Annotated in this window: 20 protein-coding genes; 7 read left to right on the forward strand and 13 right to left on the reverse strand. The window is 65.5% G+C overall.

The genetic code is table 11. From position 1 onward, the window contains the following. Positions 1 to 331: 331 nt before the first annotated feature. From QWL29_RS19240 to QWL29_RS19265, 6 genes are all read right to left on the reverse strand, one after another. Positions 332 to 880: a DNA-deoxyinosine glycosylase gene (locus QWL29_RS19240; protein WP_305824542.1), complete on the reverse strand. Its 549-nt coding sequence runs from the start codon at positions 878 to 880 to the stop codon at positions 332 to 334. Positions 881 to 999: 119 nt separating this feature from the next. Continuing rightward, on the reverse strand, positions 1,000 to 2,472 hold the full coding sequence (locus tag QWL29_RS19245) for an efflux transporter outer membrane subunit (protein ID WP_305824491.1): 1,473 nt from the start codon (positions 2,470 to 2,472) through the stop codon (positions 1,000 to 1,002). Next, entirely contained in the window at positions 2,469 to 5,654 is a 3,186-nt protein-coding gene (locus tag QWL29_RS19250) for an efflux RND transporter permease subunit (protein ID WP_305824492.1), read from the reverse strand. Before QWL29_RS19250 ends, QWL29_RS19245 begins: the two co-directional genes overlap by 4 nt. A gap of 4 nt (positions 5,655 to 5,658) precedes the next feature. Beyond that, on the reverse strand, positions 5,659 to 6,807 hold the full coding sequence (locus QWL29_RS19255) for an efflux RND transporter periplasmic adaptor subunit (RefSeq protein ID WP_305824493.1): 1,149 nt from the start codon (positions 6,805 to 6,807) through the stop codon (positions 5,659 to 5,661). Between the two features lie 223 nt (positions 6,808 to 7,030). Beyond that, a complete protein-coding gene (locus QWL29_RS19260) occupies positions 7,031 to 7,891 on the reverse strand; it encodes an alpha/beta hydrolase (protein ID WP_305824494.1) in 861 nt (286 codons plus the stop codon). Next, the gene (locus QWL29_RS19265) at positions 7,888 to 8,112 is read right to left on the reverse strand and encodes a hypothetical protein (protein ID WP_305824495.1); all 225 of its coding nucleotides are present in this window, start codon (positions 8,110 to 8,112) and stop codon (positions 7,888 to 7,890) included. The genes QWL29_RS19260 and QWL29_RS19265 overlap by 4 nt, the downstream gene beginning before the upstream one ends. Before the next feature lie 152 nt (positions 8,113 to 8,264). On the opposite strand from QWL29_RS19265, the gene QWL29_RS19270 reads away from it, so the two are divergent. The 6 genes from QWL29_RS19270 to QWL29_RS19295 all read left to right on the forward strand — a co-directional run bounded on the left by QWL29_RS19270 (position 8,265) and on the right by QWL29_RS19295 (position 12,331). Beyond that, positions 8,265 to 9,212, forward strand: coding sequence for a LysR family transcriptional regulator (locus QWL29_RS19270; protein WP_305824496.1), 948 nt, complete (start codon positions 8,265 to 8,267; stop codon positions 9,210 to 9,212). A 59-nt stretch (positions 9,213 to 9,271) separates the two neighbouring features. Next, entirely contained in the window at positions 9,272 to 9,715 is a 444-nt protein-coding gene (locus QWL29_RS19275) for an Mpo1 family 2-hydroxy fatty acid dioxygenase (protein WP_305824497.1), read from the forward strand. A 105-nt stretch (positions 9,716 to 9,820) separates the two neighbouring features. Further along, entirely contained in the window at positions 9,821 to 10,276 is a 456-nt protein-coding gene (locus QWL29_RS19280; RefSeq protein ID WP_305824498.1) for an outer membrane lipoprotein, read from the forward strand. 110 nt (positions 10,277 to 10,386) lie between these two features. Then, the gene (locus tag QWL29_RS19285) at positions 10,387 to 11,325 is read left to right on the forward strand and encodes a DMT family transporter (protein ID WP_305824499.1); all 939 of its coding nucleotides are present in this window, start codon (positions 10,387 to 10,389) and stop codon (positions 11,323 to 11,325) included. Next, positions 11,322 to 11,819: a GNAT family N-acetyltransferase gene (locus tag QWL29_RS19290; RefSeq protein ID WP_305824500.1), complete on the forward strand. Its 498-nt coding sequence runs from the start codon at positions 11,322 to 11,324 to the stop codon at positions 11,817 to 11,819. The genes QWL29_RS19285 and QWL29_RS19290 overlap by 4 nt, the downstream gene beginning before the upstream one ends. A 332-nt stretch (positions 11,820 to 12,151) precedes the next feature. Next, on the forward strand, positions 12,152 to 12,331 hold the full coding sequence (locus tag QWL29_RS19295) for a hypothetical protein (protein WP_305824501.1): 180 nt from the start codon (positions 12,152 to 12,154) through the stop codon (positions 12,329 to 12,331). 196 nt (positions 12,332 to 12,527) lie between these two features. Here QWL29_RS19295 and hutI read toward each other — a convergent pair whose 3' ends face one another. From hutI to QWL29_RS19330, 7 genes are all read right to left on the reverse strand, one after another. After that, positions 12,528 to 13,772, reverse strand: a complete 1,245-nt coding sequence (hutI, locus tag QWL29_RS19300; RefSeq protein WP_305824502.1) for an imidazolonepropionase — start codon at positions 13,770 to 13,772, stop codon at positions 12,528 to 12,530. Next, a complete protein-coding gene (locus tag QWL29_RS19305; protein WP_305824503.1) occupies positions 13,765 to 14,367 on the reverse strand; it encodes a HutD/Ves family protein in 603 nt (200 codons plus the stop codon). The genes hutI and QWL29_RS19305 overlap by 8 nt, the downstream gene beginning before the upstream one ends. Continuing rightward, complete coding sequence (locus tag QWL29_RS19310; protein ID WP_305824504.1) at positions 14,364 to 15,731, reverse strand: formimidoylglutamate deiminase; 1,368 nt, start codon at positions 15,729 to 15,731, stop codon at positions 14,364 to 14,366. Before QWL29_RS19310 ends, QWL29_RS19305 begins: the two co-directional genes overlap by 4 nt. Further along, positions 15,728 to 16,516 (reverse strand): N-formylglutamate deformylase, encoded by a 789-nt coding sequence (hutG, locus tag QWL29_RS19315; RefSeq protein WP_305824505.1) that lies wholly within the window; start codon positions 16,514 to 16,516, stop codon positions 15,728 to 15,730. Before hutG ends, QWL29_RS19310 begins: the two co-directional genes overlap by 4 nt. 21 nt (positions 16,517 to 16,537) lie before the next feature. Then, positions 16,538 to 18,100 (reverse strand): histidine ammonia-lyase, encoded by a 1,563-nt coding sequence (gene hutH, locus QWL29_RS19320; protein WP_305824506.1) that lies wholly within the window; start codon positions 18,098 to 18,100, stop codon positions 16,538 to 16,540. Between the two features lie 15 nt (positions 18,101 to 18,115). Continuing rightward, positions 18,116 to 19,840, reverse strand: coding sequence for a urocanate hydratase (hutU, locus tag QWL29_RS19325; protein ID WP_305824507.1), 1,725 nt, complete (start codon positions 19,838 to 19,840; stop codon positions 18,116 to 18,118). Positions 19,841 to 20,122: 282 nt separating this feature from the next. Then, on the reverse strand, positions 20,123 to 21,787 hold the full coding sequence (locus tag QWL29_RS19330; protein ID WP_305824508.1) for an amidohydrolase: 1,665 nt from the start codon (positions 21,785 to 21,787) through the stop codon (positions 20,123 to 20,125). A 132-nt stretch (positions 21,788 to 21,919) separates the two neighbouring features. Between QWL29_RS19330 and bla the strand changes: the two genes are divergently transcribed. After that, positions 21,920 to 22,786 (forward strand): subclass B3 metallo-beta-lactamase, encoded by an 867-nt coding sequence (gene bla, locus QWL29_RS19335; RefSeq protein WP_305824509.1) that lies wholly within the window; start codon positions 21,920 to 21,922, stop codon positions 22,784 to 22,786. Positions 22,787 to 22,815: the final 29 nt, after the last annotated feature.

Here is a 22,815-nt window from a genome sequence, read left to right on the forward strand (position 1 = left end):
CGCATATGAAAATATCAGCGGCCACGTTACCCCGACGCTGCCAAAAGGAATTTGATTGGCGTCAACACGTTTCCCTGTCCCATCTCTAAGGTTTCCTGAGATTTACCCTGAAGGAATTCGGCCATGCCGAAAAACCTTAGTCGAAAGGGCAAGCGTGTGCTCCAGGCACGATTGGCCGATAGCCAAGGGCCAATGGAGGTTTCATCAATGTTGGGCCAACACTGGTTCGCAGTCCCAGGACGCGCCGATGTGCGCCAGCCTTATTCGATACAGTTCCGAGCGCAGGGCGCGCTCGATCAGTTAGATCGAAGCTTGATACATTGGGCTGATATCAGAACAAGGGCGGTTGCGAAGGTGGTAATACTGCCCCTGTACTGTCGGCCGTCAGTTGCTGCCATACCCTCAGCTTCTGCTCGAACGTCATCGCCATATGCGCCGGCGAACTCGAAGGCAGCACCACGGTGCGGTAGCCGGCCTGCTCGAACTGCGGCGCGAACTTGCCCGATGCCTGGCCATTAAAGCCGACCGTTTCCAGTTGCGGACACAACTTGTGCAGCCGTTCGAAGTCGTTCGCGGACGGCTTGCGGATCGCCGAATCGAGGCTGCCTTCGCGCTCGCAGGCGGCCAGTACGTCCCACAGACCGAAGCGGTGCGCCAGCAGGCGGGGCAGGCGTTCGTTATAGGGCAGGCTGTACAGGTCTTCGCAGACCAGCGCCCCGACCAGTTTCCAGAACTGATTGCGCGGATGCGCGTAATACTGCTGGGCGGCGAGCGAGGCGGCGCCGGGAAAGCTGCCGAGTAGCAGGATGCGGGTATCGGGCGCGATGACGGGCGCGAGGCCCATGAGAAGCGGGCTGTCTTGGGAAACGGTATTCGGCATGGCCCGATTGTAGCGCCCTGCCCGTTCCACGATGCGCACCGCATCGTCAATAAAAAAAGCGGCGGGCCGCAATCGCGGGCCGCCGCAAGGGGCAAATCAACAGTTCATCAACCGAGCGATCAGTTTCGTGCCAGTGCGTTGGAAGCCGCCGGCGCATCCCAGCCGCCACCCAGCGCCCGGATCAGCGCCACCGTGGTCAGCGCCCGGTCGCCGCGCAGTTGCACCGCCGTGCGCTCCACCGCCGCCAGGTTGCGCTGCGCATCCAGCAGGTCCAGGTAGCTGGAACGCCCGGCGTCGTACAGCTTGCGCGCCAGCTCGGCCGAGCGCCTTGCCGACACCAGCGCCTCGTCCACCTGCACGCCCTGCGCATCGAGCACGCGCAGGCCGGCCAGGTTGTCCTCGACTTCGGCAAAGGCCACCAGCACGCGCTCGCGGTAGGCACCGACGGCTTCTTCCAGCGCCGCCTCGCTGCGCGTGATATTGGCCTTATTCCGTCCGCCATCGATGATGGGCAGCGACAGCATCGCGCCCAGCACCCAGGAGCGGCTGCTCCACTTGAACACCTCGGCCACGGTGCCGCCCACGCCGCCGCCGGCAGCGTCGATGTTCAGCGCCGGGAACATGGCCGCGCGCGCCACGCCGATGCGCGCGTTCGCTGCTTCCATGCCGCGCTGGGCTTGCGCGATATCCGGACGGCGTTCGAGCAGCGTCGATGGCAGCCCGGCCGGAATCACCGGCATCTGCGCGCCAGGCGGCAACGGCGCAGCACCCGTCGTGAAGTCGGCCGCCGGACGACCCAGCAGCACGGCCAGCGCATGCTCGGTGGTAGCACGCTGGCGTTGCAAGCCGACCGCTTCCAGGCGCGTGGTGGCCAGTTCCGTCTTCGCCCGCGTCAGATCGAATTCGCCGATGTCGCCGAGGTCGAAGCGGCGCTGGTTGACGCCCACGCTTTCCTCGCGCAGGCGCACGGTCTGCGCCAGCGTGTCCAGTTCGGCGTCCAGCGCACGCAGGCGGAACCAGCCCTGCGCCACGTCGGCCTGCAGCGAGAGCAGCACCGAGCGGTAGCTGGCCTCGACCGCGCCGGCATCCTGGCGCGCCGCTTCCACGTTCGACGACACGCGGCCGAACAGGTCGACCTCGTAGCTGGCACTCAGGCTGGCGTTGTAGGTCGTGCGTGGCGCTACCGGACTGCCCTGCGGCAGGCCGGCTTCCAGCGAAGAAGAACGGCCACGCTGGGCGCCCATGCCGACGCCGACCTGCGGAATGCGGTCCGCTTCGGCGATGCCGGCAATCGCGCGCGCCTGTTTTACACGGGCGGCCGCCACGGCCAGGCTGGCGTTGTTGCGTGCCGCTTCATCCATCAAGGCGGTAAGCGTGGGGTCCTGGAAGGCCAGCCACCATTCGCCGCGCGCCTGCTGTTCGGCAGGACGTGCTACCTGCCAGCGGCTGCCGTCAGCGGCGGTGTGGACGGCGGCTTCCTTGAAGGCCACCGGGACGGAAACCTCTGGCTGGCGGAAAGCCGGCGCCGCACAGGCGCTCAGCAACAGGGCCGCCATCAGCGGTGCGATACCTCTCGCAATCATGGCCTTCATTGTGCGACTCCTTCTTCAACATGCGCGCTCGGTACACGTACCACCACAGGTTTTTCGAAACGCTTGGCCAGCGTGCGCAGCAAGACATAGAACACCGGCGTCAGGAACAGGCCGAAGAAGGTCACGCCCAGCATGCCGGCGAACACCGCCACGCCCATCGCATGGCGCATCTCGGCGCTGGCGCCGCTCGAGAACACCAGGGGCACCACGCCCATGATGAAGGCGATCGACGTCATCAGGATCGGACGCAGACGCAGGCGGCAAGCCTCCAGCGCGGCGTCGACGATGCTGCGGCCGTGGTGTTCCAGTTCGCGGGCAAACTCCACGATCAGGATCGCGTTCTTCGAGGCCAGCCCCACCAGCACGAACAGCGCGATCTGGGTGAAGATGTTGTTGTCGCCGCCGGTCAGCTTCACGCCCACCAGGGCGCACAGGATCGACATCGGCACGATCAGGATCACGGCCAGCGGCAGGGTCCAGCTTTCGTACTGGGCGGCCAGCACCAGGAACACCAGCAGCACGCACAGCGGGAAGACGTAGATCATCGTGTTCCCCGACAGGATGTCCTGGTAGGTCAGGTCGGTCCATTCATAGGCGATCCCTTTCGGCAGCGTCTCTTTCGCGATCTGCTCGAAGATGGCTTGCGCCTGGCCCGAGGACACGCCCGCGGCCGGGCCGCCGTTCATGTCGGCCGACACGTAGGCGTTGTAGCGCTGCACGCGGTCCGGACCATAGCTGTCCTTTACCTGCATCAGCGAGGACAGCGGAATCATCTCGCCGCTGCTGCTGCGCACCTTCAGCTGGGCGATCTGCTCGGGCTGCGAGCGGAACTGGGCGTCGGCCTGCACGCGCACCTGGTAGGTGCGGCCGAACTGGTTGAAGTCGTTCACGTACAGCGAGCCCAGGTTCACTTGCAAGGTCTGGTAGATGGTCTGCAGCGGCACGCCGAGCTGCTTGGCCTTGACCCGGTCCACGTCCGCAAACAGCTGCGGCACGTTGATCTGGTAGCTCGAGAACACGCCCTGCAAACGCGGGTCGGCCCAGGCCTTGGCCTGCATCGCCTGCGTCGCCTTGTACAGCGCGTCGTAGCCGAGGTTGCCGCGGTCTTCCAGCATCATCTTGAAGCCGCCGGTAGTGCCCAGGCCGTTCACCGGCGGCGGCGGCAGCACCATCACGAAAGCGTCTTCCACCGCACCCATGCGCTTGTTGATCTCGGCGGCGATGCCTTCGGCCGACTGCGCCTTGCCCTTGCGCTCATTGAAGGGCTTCAGGCTGAAGAAGGCGATGCCCGAGTTCGGCGCATTGGTAAAGCCGTTGATCGACAGGCCGGGGAAGGCAATCGACGATTCCACACCCGGGATCTCGGCGGCAATCGCCGACATCTTGCGGATCACGGCATCGGTGCGGTCGAGCGAGGCGGCGTCCGGCAGCTGGGCGAAGCCGATCAGGTAAGCCTTGTCCTGCTGCGGCACGAAGCCGGGCGGCACCACCTTGAACATGAACACGGCGGCGATGCCGAGCACCGCGTACACGCCGAGCGACAGCGTCTTGCGGCGCAGGACGCCCTTCACGCCGCCTTCGTAGTTGTGCGAAGCACGGCCGAAGAAGCGGTTGAAGGCGGCAAAGAAGCGGCCGAAGACGGCATCCATCATGCGCGTCAGGCGGTCCTTCGGCGCGTCGTGGGCCTTGAGCAAAGCAGCGGACAGCGCCGGCGCCAGCGTCAGCGAAGCAAAGGCCGAAATCACGGTGGAAATCGCAATCGTCAGCGCGAACTGGCGGTAGAACTGGCCGGTGAGGCCGGCGACGAAGGCGATCGGCACGAACACGGCGCACAGCACCAGCGCAATCGCGATGATCGGGCCGCTCACTTCACGCATCGCCTGGATCGTCGCATCGTGCGGCGACAGGCCGTTGGTGATGTTGCGCTCGACGTTTTCCACCACCACGATGGCGTCGTCGACCACGATACCGATGGCCAGCACCAGTCCGAACAGGGACAGGGTATTGATCGAGAAGCCGAACATCAGCATCACGGCAAAGGTGCCCACCACCGATACCGGCACGGCCAGTAGCGGGATGATGGAGGCGCGCCAGCTTTGCAGGAACACGATCACCACCAGGGCGACCAGGATCACCGCTTCCAGCAAGGTGTGGATCACGGAGTCGATCGACTCGCGCACGAATTGGGTCGGGTCGTACACAATGCTGTATTCGACGCCTTCCGGAAAATCTTTCGACAGCTCGGCCATGGCCGCGCGTACGTCGGTCGACAGCTGCAGCGCGTTGGCGTTCGGCGCCTCGAAGATCGGGATCGCGACCGCCGATTTATTGTCCAGCAGCGCGCGCAGCGCATACGAGTTCGAGCCCATTTCGAGGCGCGCCACGTCTTTCAGCAGCGTGGTGGCGCCGTCGGCATTCGCCTTCACGACGATGGCGCCGAATTCCTCGACGCTGGCCAGGCGGCCCTGCGTGTTCACGGTGAGCTGGAAGTCGGCGTCCTTGCTCGGCCCCTGGCCGATGACGCCGGCCGCGACCTGCACGTTCTGCTCGCGGATGGCGTCGACCACGTCGCTCGCCACCAGGCCGCGCGCGGCTACCTTCTGCGGGTCGAGCCAGACGCGCATCGCGTAGTCGCCCGAACCGAACAGCTGCACTTCGCCCATGCCGTGGATGCGCGCCAGGCGGTCCTTGACGTTCAGGGTGGCGTAGTTGCGCAGATACAGGTCGTCGTAGCGGCCGTCCGGCGATTTCAGGTGCACCACCATGGTCAGGTTGGGCGAGCTTTTCACGGTGGTCACGCCGATCTGGCGCACCTCCTCGGGCAGGCGCGGCAGGGCGCGCTGGACGCGGTTCTGCACCTGCGTTTCGGCCTGCTCGACATTGGTGCCGATGGCGAAGGTAATCGTCAGCATCAGCGCGCCGTCCGACGTGTTTTGCGAGCTCATGTAGAGCATGTTCTCGACGCCGTTGATCTGCTCTTCCAGCGGCGCGGCCACGGTTTCGGCGATCACCTTCGGGTTCGCCCCGGGGTACTGGGCGCGCACCACTACCGATGGCGGCACCACGTCCGGGTACTCGGACACCGGCAGCTGCAGGATCGAGATCAGGCCGCCGACGAAGACCAGCACCGACAGCACGATGGCGAAGATCGGCTTGTCGACAAAGAAGCGGGAGATGTTCATGGTCTTATTCCTTCACAGCCGCATTCGATGCCAGCGCCAGCGGCGCCGCGTCCATCGACACCATCTGCGCCGCAATCGGCGCGCCGGGGCGCACGCGCTGCAGGCCATTCACGACGATCTTCTCGCCGCTTTTCAGGCCGGTGCGCACCACGCGCAGGCCATCCACGGTCGGGCCGAGGGTGACGGGACGATACTCGGCCTTGTTGTCGGCGCCGACCACGAACACGTACTTGCGGCTCTGGTCCGTGGCGACGGCGCGGTCGCTGATCAGGACCGCGGTGCGGCTGTCGGCCGCGCCCAGCTGGATGCGCGCGAACAGGCCCGGCGCCAGCTTGCGCTCGGCGTTGTCAAACGTGGCGCGCATGCGCACGCTGCCGGTGCGGGCATCGAGTTGGTTGTCGACGAATTCGAGCTTGCCCTCGTGCGGGAAGCCGGTTTCGTTGGCCAGGCCCACGCGTACGCCCACCGTCGTGCCCTGCTGGGCCTTGGCGCCGACGCGCAAATAGGTTTCTTCGTCGCCGTCGAAGCTGGCGTAGATGCGGTCCAGCGAGACGACGGAGGTGAGCACCGCCGTCGCGTCGACCAGGTTGCCGAGGGTGATTTCGGCTTTCGATACGCGGCCGTCGATTGGCGAGACTACCTTGGTATAGGCCAGGTTCAGGCGCGCGGCGTCAGCCTGGGCTTGCGCCGCGTTGGCGTTCGCTTCGAGTTCCTTCTGGCCGGCGGCGGCTTCGTCGTATTCGCGCCTGGCGATGGCTTTGTCGGCGAGCAGGCTTTCGGCGCGCGCCAGTTCGCGCTTGGCCAGGTCCAGCTTGGCACGGCTTGATGCGGCAGCGGCTTCGGCGCGCGCGGCTTCGGCCTGGTAGGGGCGCGGGTCGACCACGAACAGTACATCGCCCTTCTTCACTTCGCTGCCTGGCTTGAAGTTGACGGCGGTGATGAAGCCGCTGACGCGCGAGCGGATCTCGACGCGCTCGATGGCTTCCAGGCGGCCCGAGAATTCCTGGGTTTCTGCCACCGGACGCTCCAGCACCAGCGCGGCCGAGACCGGCGGCGCGGCCGGCGCTTGCGCTTCGGCGGCCTTGCCCGTGGCGTCGCCGCAGCCGGAGAGCGTGGCTGCGATCAGGCCGGCGGCCGCCAGCGCCATCGACATCGGCCGCAGGAGTGCGGACCATTCATGTGTGCGTTTGATGTTTACCCCTTGTTATTGTTGAGTATTAGTAATGAATCTAAGTGCTTGGGCAATACCCGCCCTGCCCGGCGCCGTTCTGGACAGGGCGCAGGAAAAAATGGGCAAAGCGGGTCCCGCCACGCTCGGATGAGCGCGGTAGTCCGGTTCAGTGATTTAGAGGATCAGGAAGATCAGGAGGCGGAAGTCATCCCGTGGCTGCCTCCGCGTCGAGGCCGGCGATGAAGGCGGCGATTTCGGTCAGGGCGCTGGCCTTGCAAGCGCAGTCGTTGCGCCCACCGGGTTCGGTGAGCGGCGCCGGCAGCAGGCGGCGCACGGAGGCGGGCACGCCGAAGCTGTTCAGCTTGGCGCCATAGGCTTCGGCTTCGTCGCGCAAGGGATCATCCTCGGCGGACAGGATCAGGGCCGGCGGCAGGTTTTTCAGCCGGCTCGATTGCAGCGGCGACGCATACGGATGGGTACGGTCGGCGGCGTGCGGCAGGTAGCCGCGGTAGGCGGCGGCGCAATCGTCGGCCAGCGCTTCCATGTCCGGGCAGTTCGGCATTTCGCGCATCGAGCAGGTCGACAGGCCGGGGTCGAGCATCGGCATCAGGAGGATCTGGCCGTCCAGCTTGGGGGCGCCACGGTCGCGCGACATCAGGGCGCAGACGGCGGCCAGGTTGGCGCCGGCCTCGATGCCGGCCACCAGCATGCGCTTGCCGTTCCAGCCGAGCTTGGTCTTGTTCTTTTTGGCCCACAGCAGCACGGCGTGGGCATCCTCCACGGCCGCCGGGAAGGGACGCATGGTGGCCAGGGTGTAGCTGGACGCCAGCACCACTTGCGCGTGGCCGCCGTCGGCCAGGTGGCGCAGGAAGACGTCGGAATCGTCCAGCTTGTCTTCGACGAAACCGCCGCCGTGGAAGAACACGATCAGGGTGTCGCGCTTGGCGGCCGGGCCGGCGCTGTACAGGCGCGCCTTCAGCGGGCCTTGTTCGCCGGCGACCTCGAGCTCTTTTACGCGCACATCGTCGGCCTTGCCGGCCAGGCCGGATTCGAAAGGCGCGTTCATGGATTCACCTGCACGGCAACGGCCAGCCATTGTGCGTCCGCAGCACGGTTGACATGCGTTTCAGGGCAAACGGTTTCGATCACGGCATTCGACAAGGCCTGCACGCCGCGCGCCTCGGCGCCGGCAGCCTGGGCATACGCGCCGCTGCCAACCACGCCCGCCATCGCCAGCGTGCTCAGCGCCAGTGCGATCGTTGCGACGATGCCATCCTTGTGTGTCATGACCTGCTCCGTTTAAATAAATATGACTGTCAGTACGCACACTATAGACATCATCTACAATCTGATAAAGATGCCAATTTCGAATTGATTGTTCGGAATACGCGAACAATGAGCGAAAAACCTGAACGATTCCTGATCGAGAGAGACGCAAAGTGAACAAGCTGCAAGCCATGGAAGTCTTCGTGCAGGTGGCCGACACCGGCAGTTTCACCCGCACCGCCGAGATGCTGAACATGCCCAAGGCCAGCGTTTCGACCCTGGTGCAGGCGCTGGAAACGTCGTTAGCGGCCAAGCTGCTGCACCGCACCACGCGGCTCGTGACCGTTACTTCGGATGGCGCCGCGTATTACGAACGTTGCATCCGTATCCTGTCGGACGTGCGCGACGCCGAGGAATCGCTGTCGCGCACGCGCCTCAATCCCAGCGGACGCCTGCGCGTCGACACACCTACCGGACTGTCGAGCGAAATCCTGGTGCCGGCCCTGCCCGACTTCTTCGAGCGCTACCCGGACATCACGCTGGAACTGGGCAGCACCGACCGCACCGTCGACCTGATCGAGGAAGGCGTCGATTGCGCCGTGCGCGGCGGCCCCCTGCTCGATACCAGCCTGATCGCTCGCCGGGTCGGTGTGATCAACTTTGTCACGGCCGCGTCGCCAGCTTACCTGGCGCGCCATGGCAGGCCTACCCATCCAAACGATTTACTGCAGCACCGCTGCGTGAATTATTTCTCGGCCAAGAACGGCAAGGTTTCCGACTGGGATTTCAACCGCGACGGCGAGCGCATCGCGATCCCCCTGCCCGGCGCGATTGCCCTGAACGATTCGAATGCTTACGTCACCGCCGGGCTGGCGGGGCTGGGCATCATCCAGATGACCGATTACCTGCTGCTGCGCCATGTGCAGGAAGGCCGCATGGTGCAATTGCTCCCGGACTGGAGCAGCGACCCGCTGCCGGTGCACGTGCTGTATCCGCAAAACCGCCATTTGTCGGCCAAAGTGCGCGTATTCGTTGAATGGGTGTCGGAGCTGTTTGCGAACCATCCGCAGATGCGCCTGGGGGCGCGGCCGGCCTTCGCGGAACAGGCTCAGGCGGCGTGATTTTTTCGGCTGGAGCGGGTGTAGAATTTCTACATAAAATCACTAAGGAGACCTTCGCCATGCGCGCCACCCCGTCCCGCGACATTCATACCCTGCTCGACATCTACAGCGAAAGCCACCGCAACCCGACCAATGAACTGATCCATTTCGTGTGCGTGCCGGTGATCGTGTTCTCGCTGCTCGGCATCCTGTGGGCGATTCATCCGCTGGTGGCGCTGGCCGCGGTGGCGGGGGCCATGTGGTACTACTTCCAGCTGTCGAAGCCTTTTGCCCTGGGCATGCTGGCGATGGCGGGGATCATGCTGGCCTTGCTGGCGGCGATGCCGCCCTATGCCGTGCTGCCGATGTCGATCGCCATCTTCGTCGTGGCCTGGATCGGACAGTTCGTCGGGCACAAGATCGAAGGCAAGAAACCGTCCTTCTTCGACGACCTGCGCTTCCTGCTGATCGGTCCGCTGTTCGTGCTGGGTTTCCTGTACCGGCGCCTGAACCTGGCGTATTAATGTCGGCATATTGACACTGACTTATTGAACGCTAGCGTCAACGCGCGCCACGCGCCGCTAACGAGGAGTAGGATTTCTGGACAGAGAAACAAGCCGGAGATCATCATGAACAAGTCATTGCCCCTCGTTGCCATCCTCGCTGCCGGCCTGCTTGCCGGCTGCGCCACCCCGCCCCAGTCGGGCAGCGTCTACCGTTCCTACCAGGCCCAGTCCGAGCAGGTCGTGCGCATGGGCGTGGTCGAATCGGTACGCAACGTCACCATCGTCAACCCGGAATCGGGCGTCGGCACCATGGGCGGCGCAGCCCTGGGCGGCCTGGCCGGCTCGCAGATCGGCAGCGGCAACGGCTCGGCCGCCGTCGGCATCGTCGGCGCCATTGCCGGCGGGCTGATCGGCAACCGGGTCGAGGCGAATGCGAATAACCGCCCCGGTTTCGAAATCACGGTCAAGCTCGACAATGGCGAACTGCGCGCGATTACCCAATCGGCGGACGAACTGTTCCGTCCGGGCGAGCGGGTGCGCTTGCTGAGCAATGGTTACCAGACGCGCGTGACGCATTGATCGTTTACTCGTGCGCGGGTGTTGTATCGCTTCCGAAAACCTGCGTACGAGCACTTCATATTGCCAATCTATAGACGACAGGCAACAGCGAAAGCACGTATACTTTCGCGATGCCTACTCCCGTACTGTTCGTCATCGCATCCCTGATCTGGGGATCGACCTTCTGGGCCATCACCTTGCAGCTGGGCGACGTGCCGCCGGCCGTCTCCGTGGTCTACCGATTCGCCCTGGCTTCGGCCACGCTGTTCTTCATCTGCCTGATCCGCGGCCACAAGCTGCAGCTGCCCTGGCGCACCCAGAAATGGATGATGCTGCAGGGCGCCGCGACCTTCGGCCTCTCCTACATCTGCACCTACCAGGCCGAGGAAGTCGTGGTCTCGGGCCTGGTGGCCGTGCTGTTTGCGCTGATGGTGTTCTGGACGCCGCTCCTGGGCCGCCTGTTCCACGGCACGCAGATCGCGCCGCGCACCTGGGGTGCGGGCGCGGTGGCCACCGCCGGCGTCGCCCTGCTGTTCTGGCATTCCATCGGCCAGGCCTGGCGCGATTTGCAGACTGGCGGCAGCGGCCACTTCCTGCTGGGCGTGGTGCTGGCCCTGGTGGCGACGATCGCCAGTTCGGGCGGCAGCATCGTGGTGAGCAAGGTGCGCGAGCAGTCGACCAACGTGATGCTGACCACGGCCTGGTCGATGCTCTGGGGTACCCTGCTGGTGGTGTTCTACGTGCTGCTCACCGGCCAGCGTTTTGTCGCGCCGCCGAGCCTGTCGTACACGCTGGGCCTGTTCTACCTGGCCCTGTTCGGCTCGGTGATCGCCTTCCTTGCCTACTTCACGCTGATCGCCCGCATCGGACCGCAGAAGGCGGTGTATATCGGCGTGATCACGCCGGTGCTGTCGGTGCTGCTGTCGATCAAGCTCGAACACTACCGTCCCGGTCCCGTCGAATTCTTCGGCATGATCCTCTGCCTGGCCAGCGTGGCCTGGGCACTGCGTGCACCCGCAGCCAAACCAGTGCAAAATGATCTTTTGAACAACGCAATCGAAACCCCATGACATCTGCCACACACTTTTCCATCCGCCCCGCCGAGCCGGCCGACGTTACCGACATCCACTCGATGATCGTCGAGCTGGCCGTGTTCGAGAAACTCGAGCACATGGTGGTCGCCACCGAGGAGCTGCTGCACGAAGGCCTGTTCGGCACCAGGCCGGCCTGCGAAGCCATCGTCGGCGAGGAAAACGGCGAAGTCGTGGCCTTTGCCCTGTTCTTCCATAACTTCTCGACCTTCCTCACCAAGAAGGGCCTGTACCTGGAAGACTTGTACGTGCGGCAGTCGCACCGCGGCAAGGGCTATGGCACCCAGCTGCTGGCGCGCCTGGCGCAGCTGACGGTGGAACGCAACTGCGGCCGCTTCGAGTGGTCGGTGCTGGACTGGAACGAACCGGCCATCGGCTTCTACCAGACCATGGGCGCCGAGATCTTGCCGGAGTGGCGCATCTGCCGCGTGACGGGTGAAGCGCTGGATCACCTGGCGCGGCGCGGGCTCTGATTCTGTCGCCAACGCGCTGGTAAAGCGCTATCTGATCTGGAAAGAAAAAGCCCACGGGACCTTGTAGCGCCGTGGGCGAACCCATTTTTTAAGATGGGGAGGGGAGAGTCGGAATCAACGGTTTCAATATATCCGCCTGACACCGCCGACAATGCTTGCTCTTACAATTGCTTACCTCTCTTACGGATTCTCTTGATCCTAATAATTACCGAGCTGGGAATGGGCAATTTGAGAAGCCTCAAGCATTGTGAGGGGCTGTGGCACAATTGAGTTATCACAAACGCAACGGGTAGGCGGCGCGGAGAATGTGCTCTTCCAGTCAGGAGAGACACATGAAACTCAGCCTCAAACCGGTGAAGTCGCGGATCTACAAAGCGTGGCTGCGCTCACGTCTCGATCATTATTCGCGCAATTTGCACGCCATCGAGGTGCAGCGGGCCAATGATTTTCATGCGGAGCGGATGTTGCACCGGGCGGTGTCGACGACGAAGGCGAAGTTGCAGTCGTTGTGAGGCGGTTGTTGTGAGGGGGTTGTTGTGAGGCGGTTGTTGTGAGGCGGTTCGAATGATCGGATTGTGTACCGCGTGGGCACAAGTGCCCACCCTACCCGGTTTTGTAGCGTGGGCACTCGTGCCCACGCGGTGCAGCGTTTCCTATCCCGGAACCCGAAACAAGATGCCAGGCATGAACCTGCCCTTCCCTATCTAATCAAAACCCCGCCGGCAGCCCTGCATCCCGCTCACGCATCACCCCACCATTCACCACCGCCTGGCAAGGATTGAACCCGATCGAATACGCCAGCTCCGACGGCCGCGCAATATCCCACAGCGCAAAGTCAGCCCGCTTGCCAACCTCCAGCGTTCCGATCCGGTCCAGCATGCCCAGCGCACGCGCCGCATGCACGGTCGCGCCCTGCAGCGCCTCGCGCGGCGTCAAACGCCACATGGTGCAGGCCATGTTCATCGCCAGTAACAGCGAACTCATCGGCGAGGTACCCGGGTTGCAATCGGTCGCCACCGCCAGCGGCACGCCGGCGGCGCGCAGTTCGGCGATCGGCGGCATGCGCGTTTCGCGCAGGAAGTACCAGGCGCCCGGCAGCAGCACGGCCACCGTGCCCGCCGCCGCCATGGCGGCAATCCCGGCCGAGGTCAGATGCTCCAAGTGGTCCGCCGACAAGCCACGGTAGCGCGCCACCAGTTCCGCGCCGCGCTGCTCGGAGAGTTGTTCCGCATGCAGTTTGACGGGCAGATTCAGGCGCTTGGCGGCGTTGAACACGCGCTCGGTCTGGTCGTAGGTAAAGCCGATGTGCTCGCAGAAGGCGTCCACGGCGTCGACCAGCCCTTCCTTGGCCAGCAGCGGCAGCATGCGTTCGGCCACTTCGGCGATGTAGTCGTCGGCGCGGCCGGCAAATTCCGGCGGCAGCGCGTGCGCACCCAGGAAAGTCGTCCGCACGCACACCGGCAAGATTTCGCCCAGGCGGCGCGCAGCGCGCAGCAGGTTCGCTTCGCCGACCATGTTCAGGCCATAGCCGGACTTGATTTCGAGGGTGGTCACGCCTTCGGCCAGCAGTTGCGAGACACGCGGCGCGCTCACGCGGATCAGGTCCTCGACCGTGGCGGCGCGGGTAGCGCGCACCGTCGACATGATGCCGCCGCCATTCCGGGCAATGTCTTCGTAGCTGGCGCCTTCCAGGCGCGCTTCCCACTCGTCGCTTCGGTTGCCGGCGTGGACGATGTGGGTATGGCAGTCGATCAGGCCGGGCGTGAGCCAGGCGCCGTCGCAGTCGTGGATGACGGCTGCGCGCGGAGCGTCGCGCCGTGCGCCGATCCAGGCGATGCGCCCGTGGTGCACGGCAATCGCGCCGTCCACGATCTCGCCATAGCCGCCGACCATGGTGGCCAGGTTGACGTTCGCAAATACCGCATCGACCCGCGGATTGCTGCGCTCACTCATCGTCGTCCTCGTCCTCGTTGTAATAGAAAATGTCGACAATGAAGATCGTCGCCTGCGTGGTTTCGAGCGACCACACGCTGCCGGGATCGAACATCACCGCGTCATAGCGTACCAGCCCGATGCGTTCGGCGTCGCTGGCGATCTCCAGGCTCTCGCCCTCGGCCAGGAACAGCACCGTCAGGTCGGCGCGTGCGACAAAGGTCGATTTACCGGACAGCCGGCGCCGCCCGAACTGGTGGTAGCAGCAGTCGCTGCGCGTCATCACATTGAAATCGGTCGTTGGCCCGCGGTTCAGCTTGGCCACCACCTGCGATTCGCCGTCGAACGCCAGCACCGGACCGGACTCGCACAGGATCACGCGCTCGGAACCGTCGATGTCGAGCGTCATGCCATGGCCGTCGACCAGCGCCAGGGTGCGGTCTACGCCCGGGAAGCTGGAAAAGGGGCCGTCCTCGCTGATGGTGGCCAGGCTGACGCGCCACTCGAAGTTCTCGAGAGTGGATTCGGGCGGGCCGACCGCGATCGTGGTGGTGCTGCCGCCGCCGTTTTTCCACGGGATCGCCGACAGGCCGGCAAAGGGAATCAGGATATTCATGTTCTTGCCTCAAGCAAGGGGTTGATCGCCTGCCGGTAGCGGCGCGCGATGGTGTCCTGGGCCATGTGGCGCCCGCCCTGCACGACCCAGCGCCCGCCGGCCAGCACGTCGCGCACCAGGTTGTCGTTGCCGCAAAAGACCAGGCGGCCCATCACGTCGGCGTCCAGCGCGCCTTCCAGGTTCGGATGCGCGCTGTCGAGCACCAGCAGGTCGGCGCGCCGCCCGGCTTCCAAAGCGCCCACGGCCCGCCCGGCCGCTTGCGCGCCACCGGCCAGCGCATCCTGCCACAAGTTGAGCGCAACGTCGCGCCGCGTTGAACTCGAGACAACGTTGCGGCGCAGATGCGCCAGGCGCTGGCCATACTCGAGCCAGCGCAATTCCTCGACCGGGCTCTGCGACACATGGCTGTCGCTGCCGATGCCCCAGCGCCCGCCAAGCGCGAGGTACTCCCCGAGCGGGAACAGGCCGTCGCCCAGGTTGGCCTCGGTGGTCGGGCAGATGCCGGCCACCGCGCCGCTGCCCGCCAGCGCCCTCACCTCGTCCTCGTTCAGGTGGGTGGCATGCACCAGGCACCAGCGCTCGTCGATGCCGATGTTCTCCAGCAGGTACTCGACCGGGCGCCAGCCGGAAAACGCCAGGCTCTGCTCGACTTCACCCTGCTGCTCGGCGATGTGGATGTGCAGCGGGCGGTCCTTCGGCAGCGCCGCCGCCAGCTCGCGGATCTGCGCGATGCCGGCCGCGCGCAGCGAATGCGGCGCGGCGCCCACTTCGAGCTGGCCCGAACGCAAGGGCGCCAGCGCCTCGACGATCCGCAGCACGGTGTCGACGTCGCTGCGGAAGCGCCGCTGCTCCGGCTTCAGGGCCTGCTCGCCGAAGCCGCTGTGGCTGTACAGCACCGGCAGCAGGGTCAGGCCGATGCCGGACTGCTGGCCGGCGGCGGCGATGCGCTCGGCCATCTCGGCCGGCCGCGCATACAGTTCGCCCGCAGGATCGCGCCCGATGTAGTGGAACTCGCACAGCGAGGTGTAGCCGTGGCGCAGGCATTCCGAAAACAGCTGGGCGGCGATCGCCTCGGCCTGTTCCGGCGTGATGCTGGCGGCAAAGCGGTACATCAGCTCGCGCCAGGTCCAGAAGCTGTCCGGCCCATCGCCGGCGTGCTCGGTCAGGCCGCCGAGGGCGCGCTGGAAGGCGTGCGAATGCAGGTTCGCCATGCCCGGCACCACATAGTCGGCGCGCGGTACGCCGATCGGCGCCCTGGCGTCGGCCTGCACCCGGGTGAGCGCACCGCGCGCATCCCATTCGACCAGCACGTCGCCGCGCCAGCCTTCCGGCAGCAGGGCGTGGCGTGCGAATAATGCATTCATGATTTCACCCAGGCCAGGGCCGCTTCCATCATCCCGGCCAGCAGCGGCTGGACTTCGGCCGCCACGTCCGGCCGGTACTCGAAGGGAGGTTCTTCGTTCATGTACAGGCACTGGCACATCTCGAGCTGGATCGCATGCACGCCCTCTTTCGGCTGGCCGTAGAAGCGGGTGATGTGGCCGCCCTTGAAGCGGCCATTCACCGCGATGCTGAAGCGGTCCTGGGCGCGCGCCACGCCGACCACGGCCTGTTCCAGGCCGGGATCGCAGGACTTGCCTTCGGCGGTGCCGAAGTTCAGGTCCGGCAGGCGGCCTTCGAAGAAGCGCGGCACGACCGAGGCAATCGAATGCGCGTCCCACAGCACCACCCTGCCGTGCAGCGCCAGCAGGCGCGCCAGCTCGGCGCGCAACTGGTCGTGGTAGGGGCGCCAGTAACGGTCCAGGCGGCGCCCGACTTCGGCGGCATCCGGCACTTTGCCTTCCTGGTACAGGCTTTCGCGCCCGAAGGTATCGACCGGACACAGGCCGGTGGTGTCCAGGCCCGGATACAAATTCGTATTTTCCGGCGGCCGGTTCAAATCGATGGCGTAGCGCGACCAGCGCGCGGCCAGGGTCGAGATGCCGAGGCGGCCGGCGGCCTCGTACAGTTCGGCCAGGTGCCAATCGGTGTCGGCCGTCGCCAGTGCGCAGGGCGCCATGGTGGCGGCGACCTCGTCGGGAATGTCGGTGCCCACGTGGGGCATCGACAGCAGCATCGGCGCAGTACCTGCCTTGAACCGGAAATCCATCACCTCTCCTGTCGCATTGATTTATGGGTGTAATACCGTGAACAGTTCCTTGCACGAGGCCGAGAGCGCGCCTTCGATCACCATGCGGCGCGCGGCTTCGATATCGGGTGCGAAGAAGCGGTCGGCGTCGTACGGCGCCACCTGTTCGCGCAGCTGGGCGTGCACGTGCTCCAGGTGCCTTGATGTGGCCAGCGGACGGTGGAACTCGATGCCCTGCCCTGCCGCCAGCAATTCGATACCGACAATCACAGCCGTATTGTGCGCCATCTGCTGCAATCGGCGCGCCGCGAAGGTGGCCATGCTGACATGGTCTTCCTGGTTGGCCGAGGTTGGCAAGCTGTCGACACTGGCAGGATGGGCCAGCGACTTGTTTTCCGACGCCAGCGCGGCCGCCGTGACGTGGGCGATCATGAAGCCCGAATTCAGGCCTGGCTCACGCACCAGAAAGGCCGGCAGGCCGGACAGATTCGCGTCGATCAGCAGCGCGATGCGGCGCTCGGCCAGGGAGCCGACTTCGGCAATGGCCAGCGCCAGGGTATCGGCGGCAAAGGCCACTGGCTCGGCGTGGAAGTTACCGCCCGAGACGATCGCCCCATCGCCGGATGCGCCGTCCGCCGGGAACAAGAGCGGGTTATCGGTGACGGCATTCGCCTCGATCAGCAGGGTGCGGCCGGCGTTGGCGACGAGGTCCATCACCGCGCCCATTACCTGCGGCTGGCAGCGCAGGCTGTAGGGGTCTTGCACGCGCTCGTCGCCCACCAGGTGCGAGGCGCGGATGGCGCTGCCGGCCATCAGTTCGCGGTAGATGGCGGCGGCGGCGATCTGGCCGGGCTGGCCGCGCACCGCGTGGATGCGGGCGTCGAACGGCGCATCGCTGCCGCGCGCCGCGTCCACGGACAAGGCGCCGGTAACCATCGCCGCTTCCACCAGGCGCTCGGCCATGAACAGGCCGTGCAGCGCCAGCGCGGTCGATACCTGGGTGCCGTTGATCAGGGCCAGGCCCTCTTTCGCAGCCAGGGTCACGGGTTCGATGCCGGCGGCGCGCAGGGCCTCGACGGCATCGACGATCTCGCCTTGATAGCGCACCGGGCCGACGCCGAGGATGGCCAGGGTCATGTGCGCCAGCGGCGCCAGGTCGCCCGAGGCGCCGACCGAACCCTGGGCCGGAATGGCCGGCATGATGCCCGCGTTATACATGGCGATCAGGGTGTCGATGATCAGGGGACGCACGCCGGAATAGCCGCGCGCCAGGCTGCCGATCTTGGTCAGCAGGATCAGGCGCACGATATTGTCCGCAATGAGTTCGCCGGTGCCCACCGCGTGCGACAAGATCAGGTTGCGCTGCAGCTGCGCCAGTTGCTCGTTCGGGATGTGGGCCTTGGCCAGGATGCCGAAGCCGGTGTTGATGCCGTAGGCCGGGTCGCCCTTGGCGACGATCTGGTCGACCAGTGCGGCCGACGCCGCAATCGGTGCGGCGGCGTTTGCCGACAGCGCAATCGGGAAGTGATCGGCCCAGACCGCGCGCAAGTCGGCCAGCGTCAGGGCGCCCGGTTCCAGGACCCAGTTGTATGTTTCGTGTTTCATCTTCTTTGCTACCTTTTACTTGATCATCGGGAGATTCAGGCCCTGGCGCTTGGCCGTGTCGATGGCGGATTCGTAGCCGGCGTCGGCATGGCGCATCACGCCCGAGCCGCTGTCGTTCACCAGCACGCGCGCCAGGCGTTTTGCGGCAGCCTCGGTGCCGTCGGCAACGATCACCACGCCCGAGTGCTGCGAATAGCCCATGCCGACGCCGCCGCCATGATGCAGCGAGACCCAGGTGGCGCCGCCGGCCGTGTTCAGCATGGCGTTCAGCAGCGGCCAGTCCGACACGGCATCGGTACCGTCGCGCATGCTCTCGGTTTCGCGGTTCGGGCTGGCGACCGAGCCGGTGTCCAGGTGGTCGCGGCCGATGACGATCGGCGCCTTCAGTTCGCCCGTGCGCACCATCTCGTTGAACGCCAGGCCGGCCAGGTGGCGCTCGCCCAGACCCAGCCAGCAGATGCGCGCCGGCAGGCCCTGGAAGGCGATGCGTTCGCGCGCCATGTCGAGCCAGCGGTGCACCTGCGCATGGTGCGGGAACAGCTCCTTGATCTTGGCGTCGGTTTTATGGATGTCTTCCGGGTCGCCGGACAGCGCCACCCAGCGGAAGGGGCCGCGTCCTTCGCAGAACTGCGGGCGGATATAGGCCGGCACGAAGCCGGGGAAGTCGAAGGCGTTCTCGAGGCCTTCGTCCTTTGCCACTTGCCGGATGTTGTTGCCGTAGTCGACCGCATACGCGCCGAGCGCCTTGAAGTCGAGGATGGCTTGCACGTGCTTGGCGCAGGATGCAGCGGCGGCGGCCTGCAGGCGCGCGTGCTGGGCCGGGTCGCGCTGCGCCGCCTTCCATTCCTCGACCGTCCAGCCGCTCGGCAGGTAGCCGTTGATCAGGTCGTGGGCCGAGGTCTGGTCGGTCACGAGGTCCGGCACCAGGCCGCCTTCGCGCGCGCGGCGCACCAGTTCCGGCAGCACGTCGGCGGCGTTGCCGAGCAGGCCGATCGAGACCGCTTCGCGCTTCCCGGTATGTTCCTTGATCAGGGCGATGGCGTGGTCGATGTCCGCTGCCTGCTTGTCGAGGTAGCGGGTACGCAGGCGGAAGTCGATGCTGGTTTGCTGGCATTCCACCGTCAGCGACACGGCGCCGGCAAAGGTGGCGGCCAGCGGCTGCGCGCCGCCCATGCCGCCCAGGCCGGCGGTGAGGATCCAGCGTCCGCCCCAGTCGCCACTGAAATGCTGGCGCCCGGCTTCGGCGAAGGTTTCGTAGGTGCCCTGCACGATGCCCTGGGTGCCGATGTAGATCCAGCTGCCGGCCGTCATCTGGCCGTACATGAACAGGCCTTTGCGGTCGAGCTCGTTGAAATGCTCCCAGTTGCCCCACTTCGGCACCAGGTTCGAATTGGCCAGCAGCACGCGCGGGGCGTTTTCGTGGGTCTGGAATACGCCGACCGGCTTGCCGGACTGGATGAGGAGGGTCTGGTCGTCTTCGAGCTCGCGCAGGGAGGCGAGGATCTGGTCGTAGCATTCCCAGTTGCGCGCGGCGCGGCCGATGCCGCCGTAGACCACCAGGCGCTGCGGGTCCTCGGCTACCTCGGCGTCGAGATTGTTTTGCAGCATGCGGTAGGCGGCTTCGGTGAGCCAGCTCTTGCAGCTGAGCTCGGTACCGCGCGGGGCGCGGATGCTGCGGCTCGGGTCGAAGCGCGGATCGGTATCGGTATCGGTATCGATACGGGGCAATGCTTGGGTCATGGCAGCTCCTGGGTTGAGGATATGCTCAGAGTCTAGGTTGTCTATACAACAGCGTCAATTCATTTTGCTTTGCTTTGGCCTGGAACCTCAACCGTACGGTGGGCACTCCGTGCCCACGCGGTTACGGGCTGATCCGCAGTCTGCTGCTTCGAAACATCGCTCGCTAACGTTTGCAATTGGTTTGCAATTGAATGTGGCGTCAACAATATTTCGTTTGAACTGCCAACAATGCTCACCGTTCCGCGTGGGCACGGAGTGCCCACCGTACGGTTGCGGCCGCCGTTATTTTTGGTACACCTGTTTACCTGCCACCCAGGTCTGCAGCACGCCCGTCTTGTAGATGTCATAGGTCGGCATCTTGAACAAGTCCTGGTCCACCACGATGAAGTCGGCCCACTTGCCCGGCTCCAGCGAGCCTAAGCTGTTTTCCGCGTGGCCCGCATAGGCTGCGTCAAGCGTGAAGCAGCGGAAGGCTTCCTTCAGCGACATCGCCTGGTTCGGATACCAGCCGGCAATTGGCTGGCCGGAAGCGTCCTGGCGCGTCACCGCGGCGTGGATGCCAAAGAACGGATTAGGCGATTCCACCGGGAAGTCCGACCCGCAGGCAATCCGCGAACCCTGGTGCAGGAAGCTGCGCCAGGCGTACGCACCCTTGATGCGCTCGTGGCCGACGCGGGTTTCCGCCATGTTCTTGTCCGAGGTGGCGTGGGTTGGCTGCATCGACGGGATGATGCCAAGCGTCTTGAAGCGCACGATGTCGGCTTGCGTGACGACCTGGGCATGCTCGATGCGGTGGCGCTGGGCCGCGCTCTTGGTCGCCGCCAGTTCCTTCTGGTAGATGTCGAGGATCTGGTGGTTGCCGGCGTCGCCGATGGCGTGCACGTTCACCTGGTAGCCGCGCGCCATCGCCTTTTTCATCATGGCGTCCATCTGCGCGGTCTTATAAAACAGCAGGCCGTGCGAATGCGGCTCGTCGCTGTAGGGTTTGATGAGGGCGGCGCCACGGCTGCCCAGCGCACCGTCGGAATACAGTTTCACGGCGCGCAGCGCGTACATGTCGTTGCCGTAGGTTTTCAGGGGACCGTTCTTGGCCAGCGCGTCGAAGTCGCCTTCGGTGCCGCCGATCATGCCGTAGATGCGCGCGGTCAGCTTGCCCTGGTCGGCATAGGCGCGGTACAGGCGGTCTTCCGCCACACCCAGGCCGGCGTCGTGGGTGCTGGTGACGCCAACCTTGGCCAGTGCGCCGAGTGCGCGATCCAGCACGACGCGGCCTTCGGCTTCGGTCTGGGCCGGCAGCACCTTCGTTACCAGCTCCTGCGCCGCATCGACCAGCACGCCGGTGGCCTTGCCGTTCGCGTCGCGCATGATCTTGCCGCCCGCCGGGTCCGGCGTTTTATCGGTGATGCCGGCCGCCGCCAGCGCGCGGCTGTTGGCCCAGCCGGCATGGCCGTCGACGCGCTCGAACCAGACCGGGCGGTCGCTGACCACGGTGTCGACATCCGCCGCGGTCGGGAAGCGGCCCAGCTTCCAGTTCTCCTGGTTCCAGCCGCGTCCGCGCAGCCAGCCCTGGCCGGCGTTTGCGCGCGAATAGTCGGCAATCGCCTTCAGCGCGCCTTCGAGCGAGGTGGTTTGCGAGAGGTCGAGCTGGGTCAGCATCTGGCCCAGGCCGAACACGTGGCCGTGGGCGTCGATCAGGCCCGGCAGCAGGGTCTTGCCGCCCATGTCGACGCGGCGCGCGCCCGGCGCCTTGGCAGATACGTCGGCGGCGCTGCCGACGGCGACGATCTTGCCCTGGGCATCAAAGGCGAGCGCCGTGAACTGCACCAGTTCACCCTGATTATTGAGCGTGTATCCGTTGGCGTTCTCGATCACCGTTTGCGCCTGTACCGACATGGCGGCGACTGCGGCAAACACGAACATGGAACACTGCTTCAGGGTGGGGCGCATGGATTCTCCGTTTTATTAAATAAATGCAAAACATGAGTGTAGCGAATCGCCGCTTCTTTGGCACTGGCGTCAGCCGCCATCCGCCCATATTTCGTATCATGCGCGGAACCGACCTCAACCACGAAGCACGACATGTCCGCCAAACGACTCATCCTCAGCCTTTCCCTGACGTTCGCCTGCCCCCACGGCGCCCTGGCCGCCGACTGGGACGCGCCGCAAGACCCCTTCCCGATCTACGGCGGCAGTTATTACGTCGGCCCGCAGGGCGTGGCCTCGGTGCTGATCACCTCGTCCAAGGGCCATATCCTGATCGACGGCGGCACGCCGAAGTCGGCGCAAACCATCATCGAGCACGTGCGCAGGCTGGGCTTCAAGCCGGAAGATATCAAATACATCCTGGTGTCGCACGCGCACGTCGACCATGCCGGCGGCGTGGCCCAGCTGCAGCGCCTGAGCGGCGCGACCGTCCTGACCAGCCCTGCGGCGCAGCCGGTGCTGGAAAGCGGCAAGCCGGATCGGGGCGACCCGCAGTTCGGCGCCCTGCCCGACATGGAGCCGGTGGAGAACGTGAAGACGGTGCGCGACGGCGAGATCGTCAGCGTCGGCCCGCTGGCCGTGAAGGCCAACTACACGCCGGGCCATACCCGGGGCGGCATCAGCTGGACCTGGACCGCGCAGGAGCTCGCCGGCGCCATGCAGATGGTGTATGCCGACAGCCTGAACGCCTTCGGCCTGCACGGCTTCCGCTACAGTGGCGACGCGCGCTATCCGGAGGCGAAGGCCGACATCGAGCGCTCGATCGCGCGCGTGGCGGCCCTGCCCTGCGACATCCTGGTCTCGGCCCACCCCGAGGCCGGCGGGCTGTTCGAGCGCCACGCGCGCCAGGCCAACGAAGGCAGCACCGCCTTCATCGACCGCGACGCCTCCCGCCGCTATGCCGACGACGGCCGCCAGCGCCTGGAAAAGACGCTGGCGCAGGAAGCGGCGGCGCGCAAATAATGAGAAAAATGCGTGCCGAATAAGCCGTA

Source organism: Massilia brevitalea, from assembly GCF_030711405.1.
GTDB lineage: Bacteria > Pseudomonadota > Gammaproteobacteria > Burkholderiales > Burkholderiaceae_D > Telluria > Telluria brevitalea.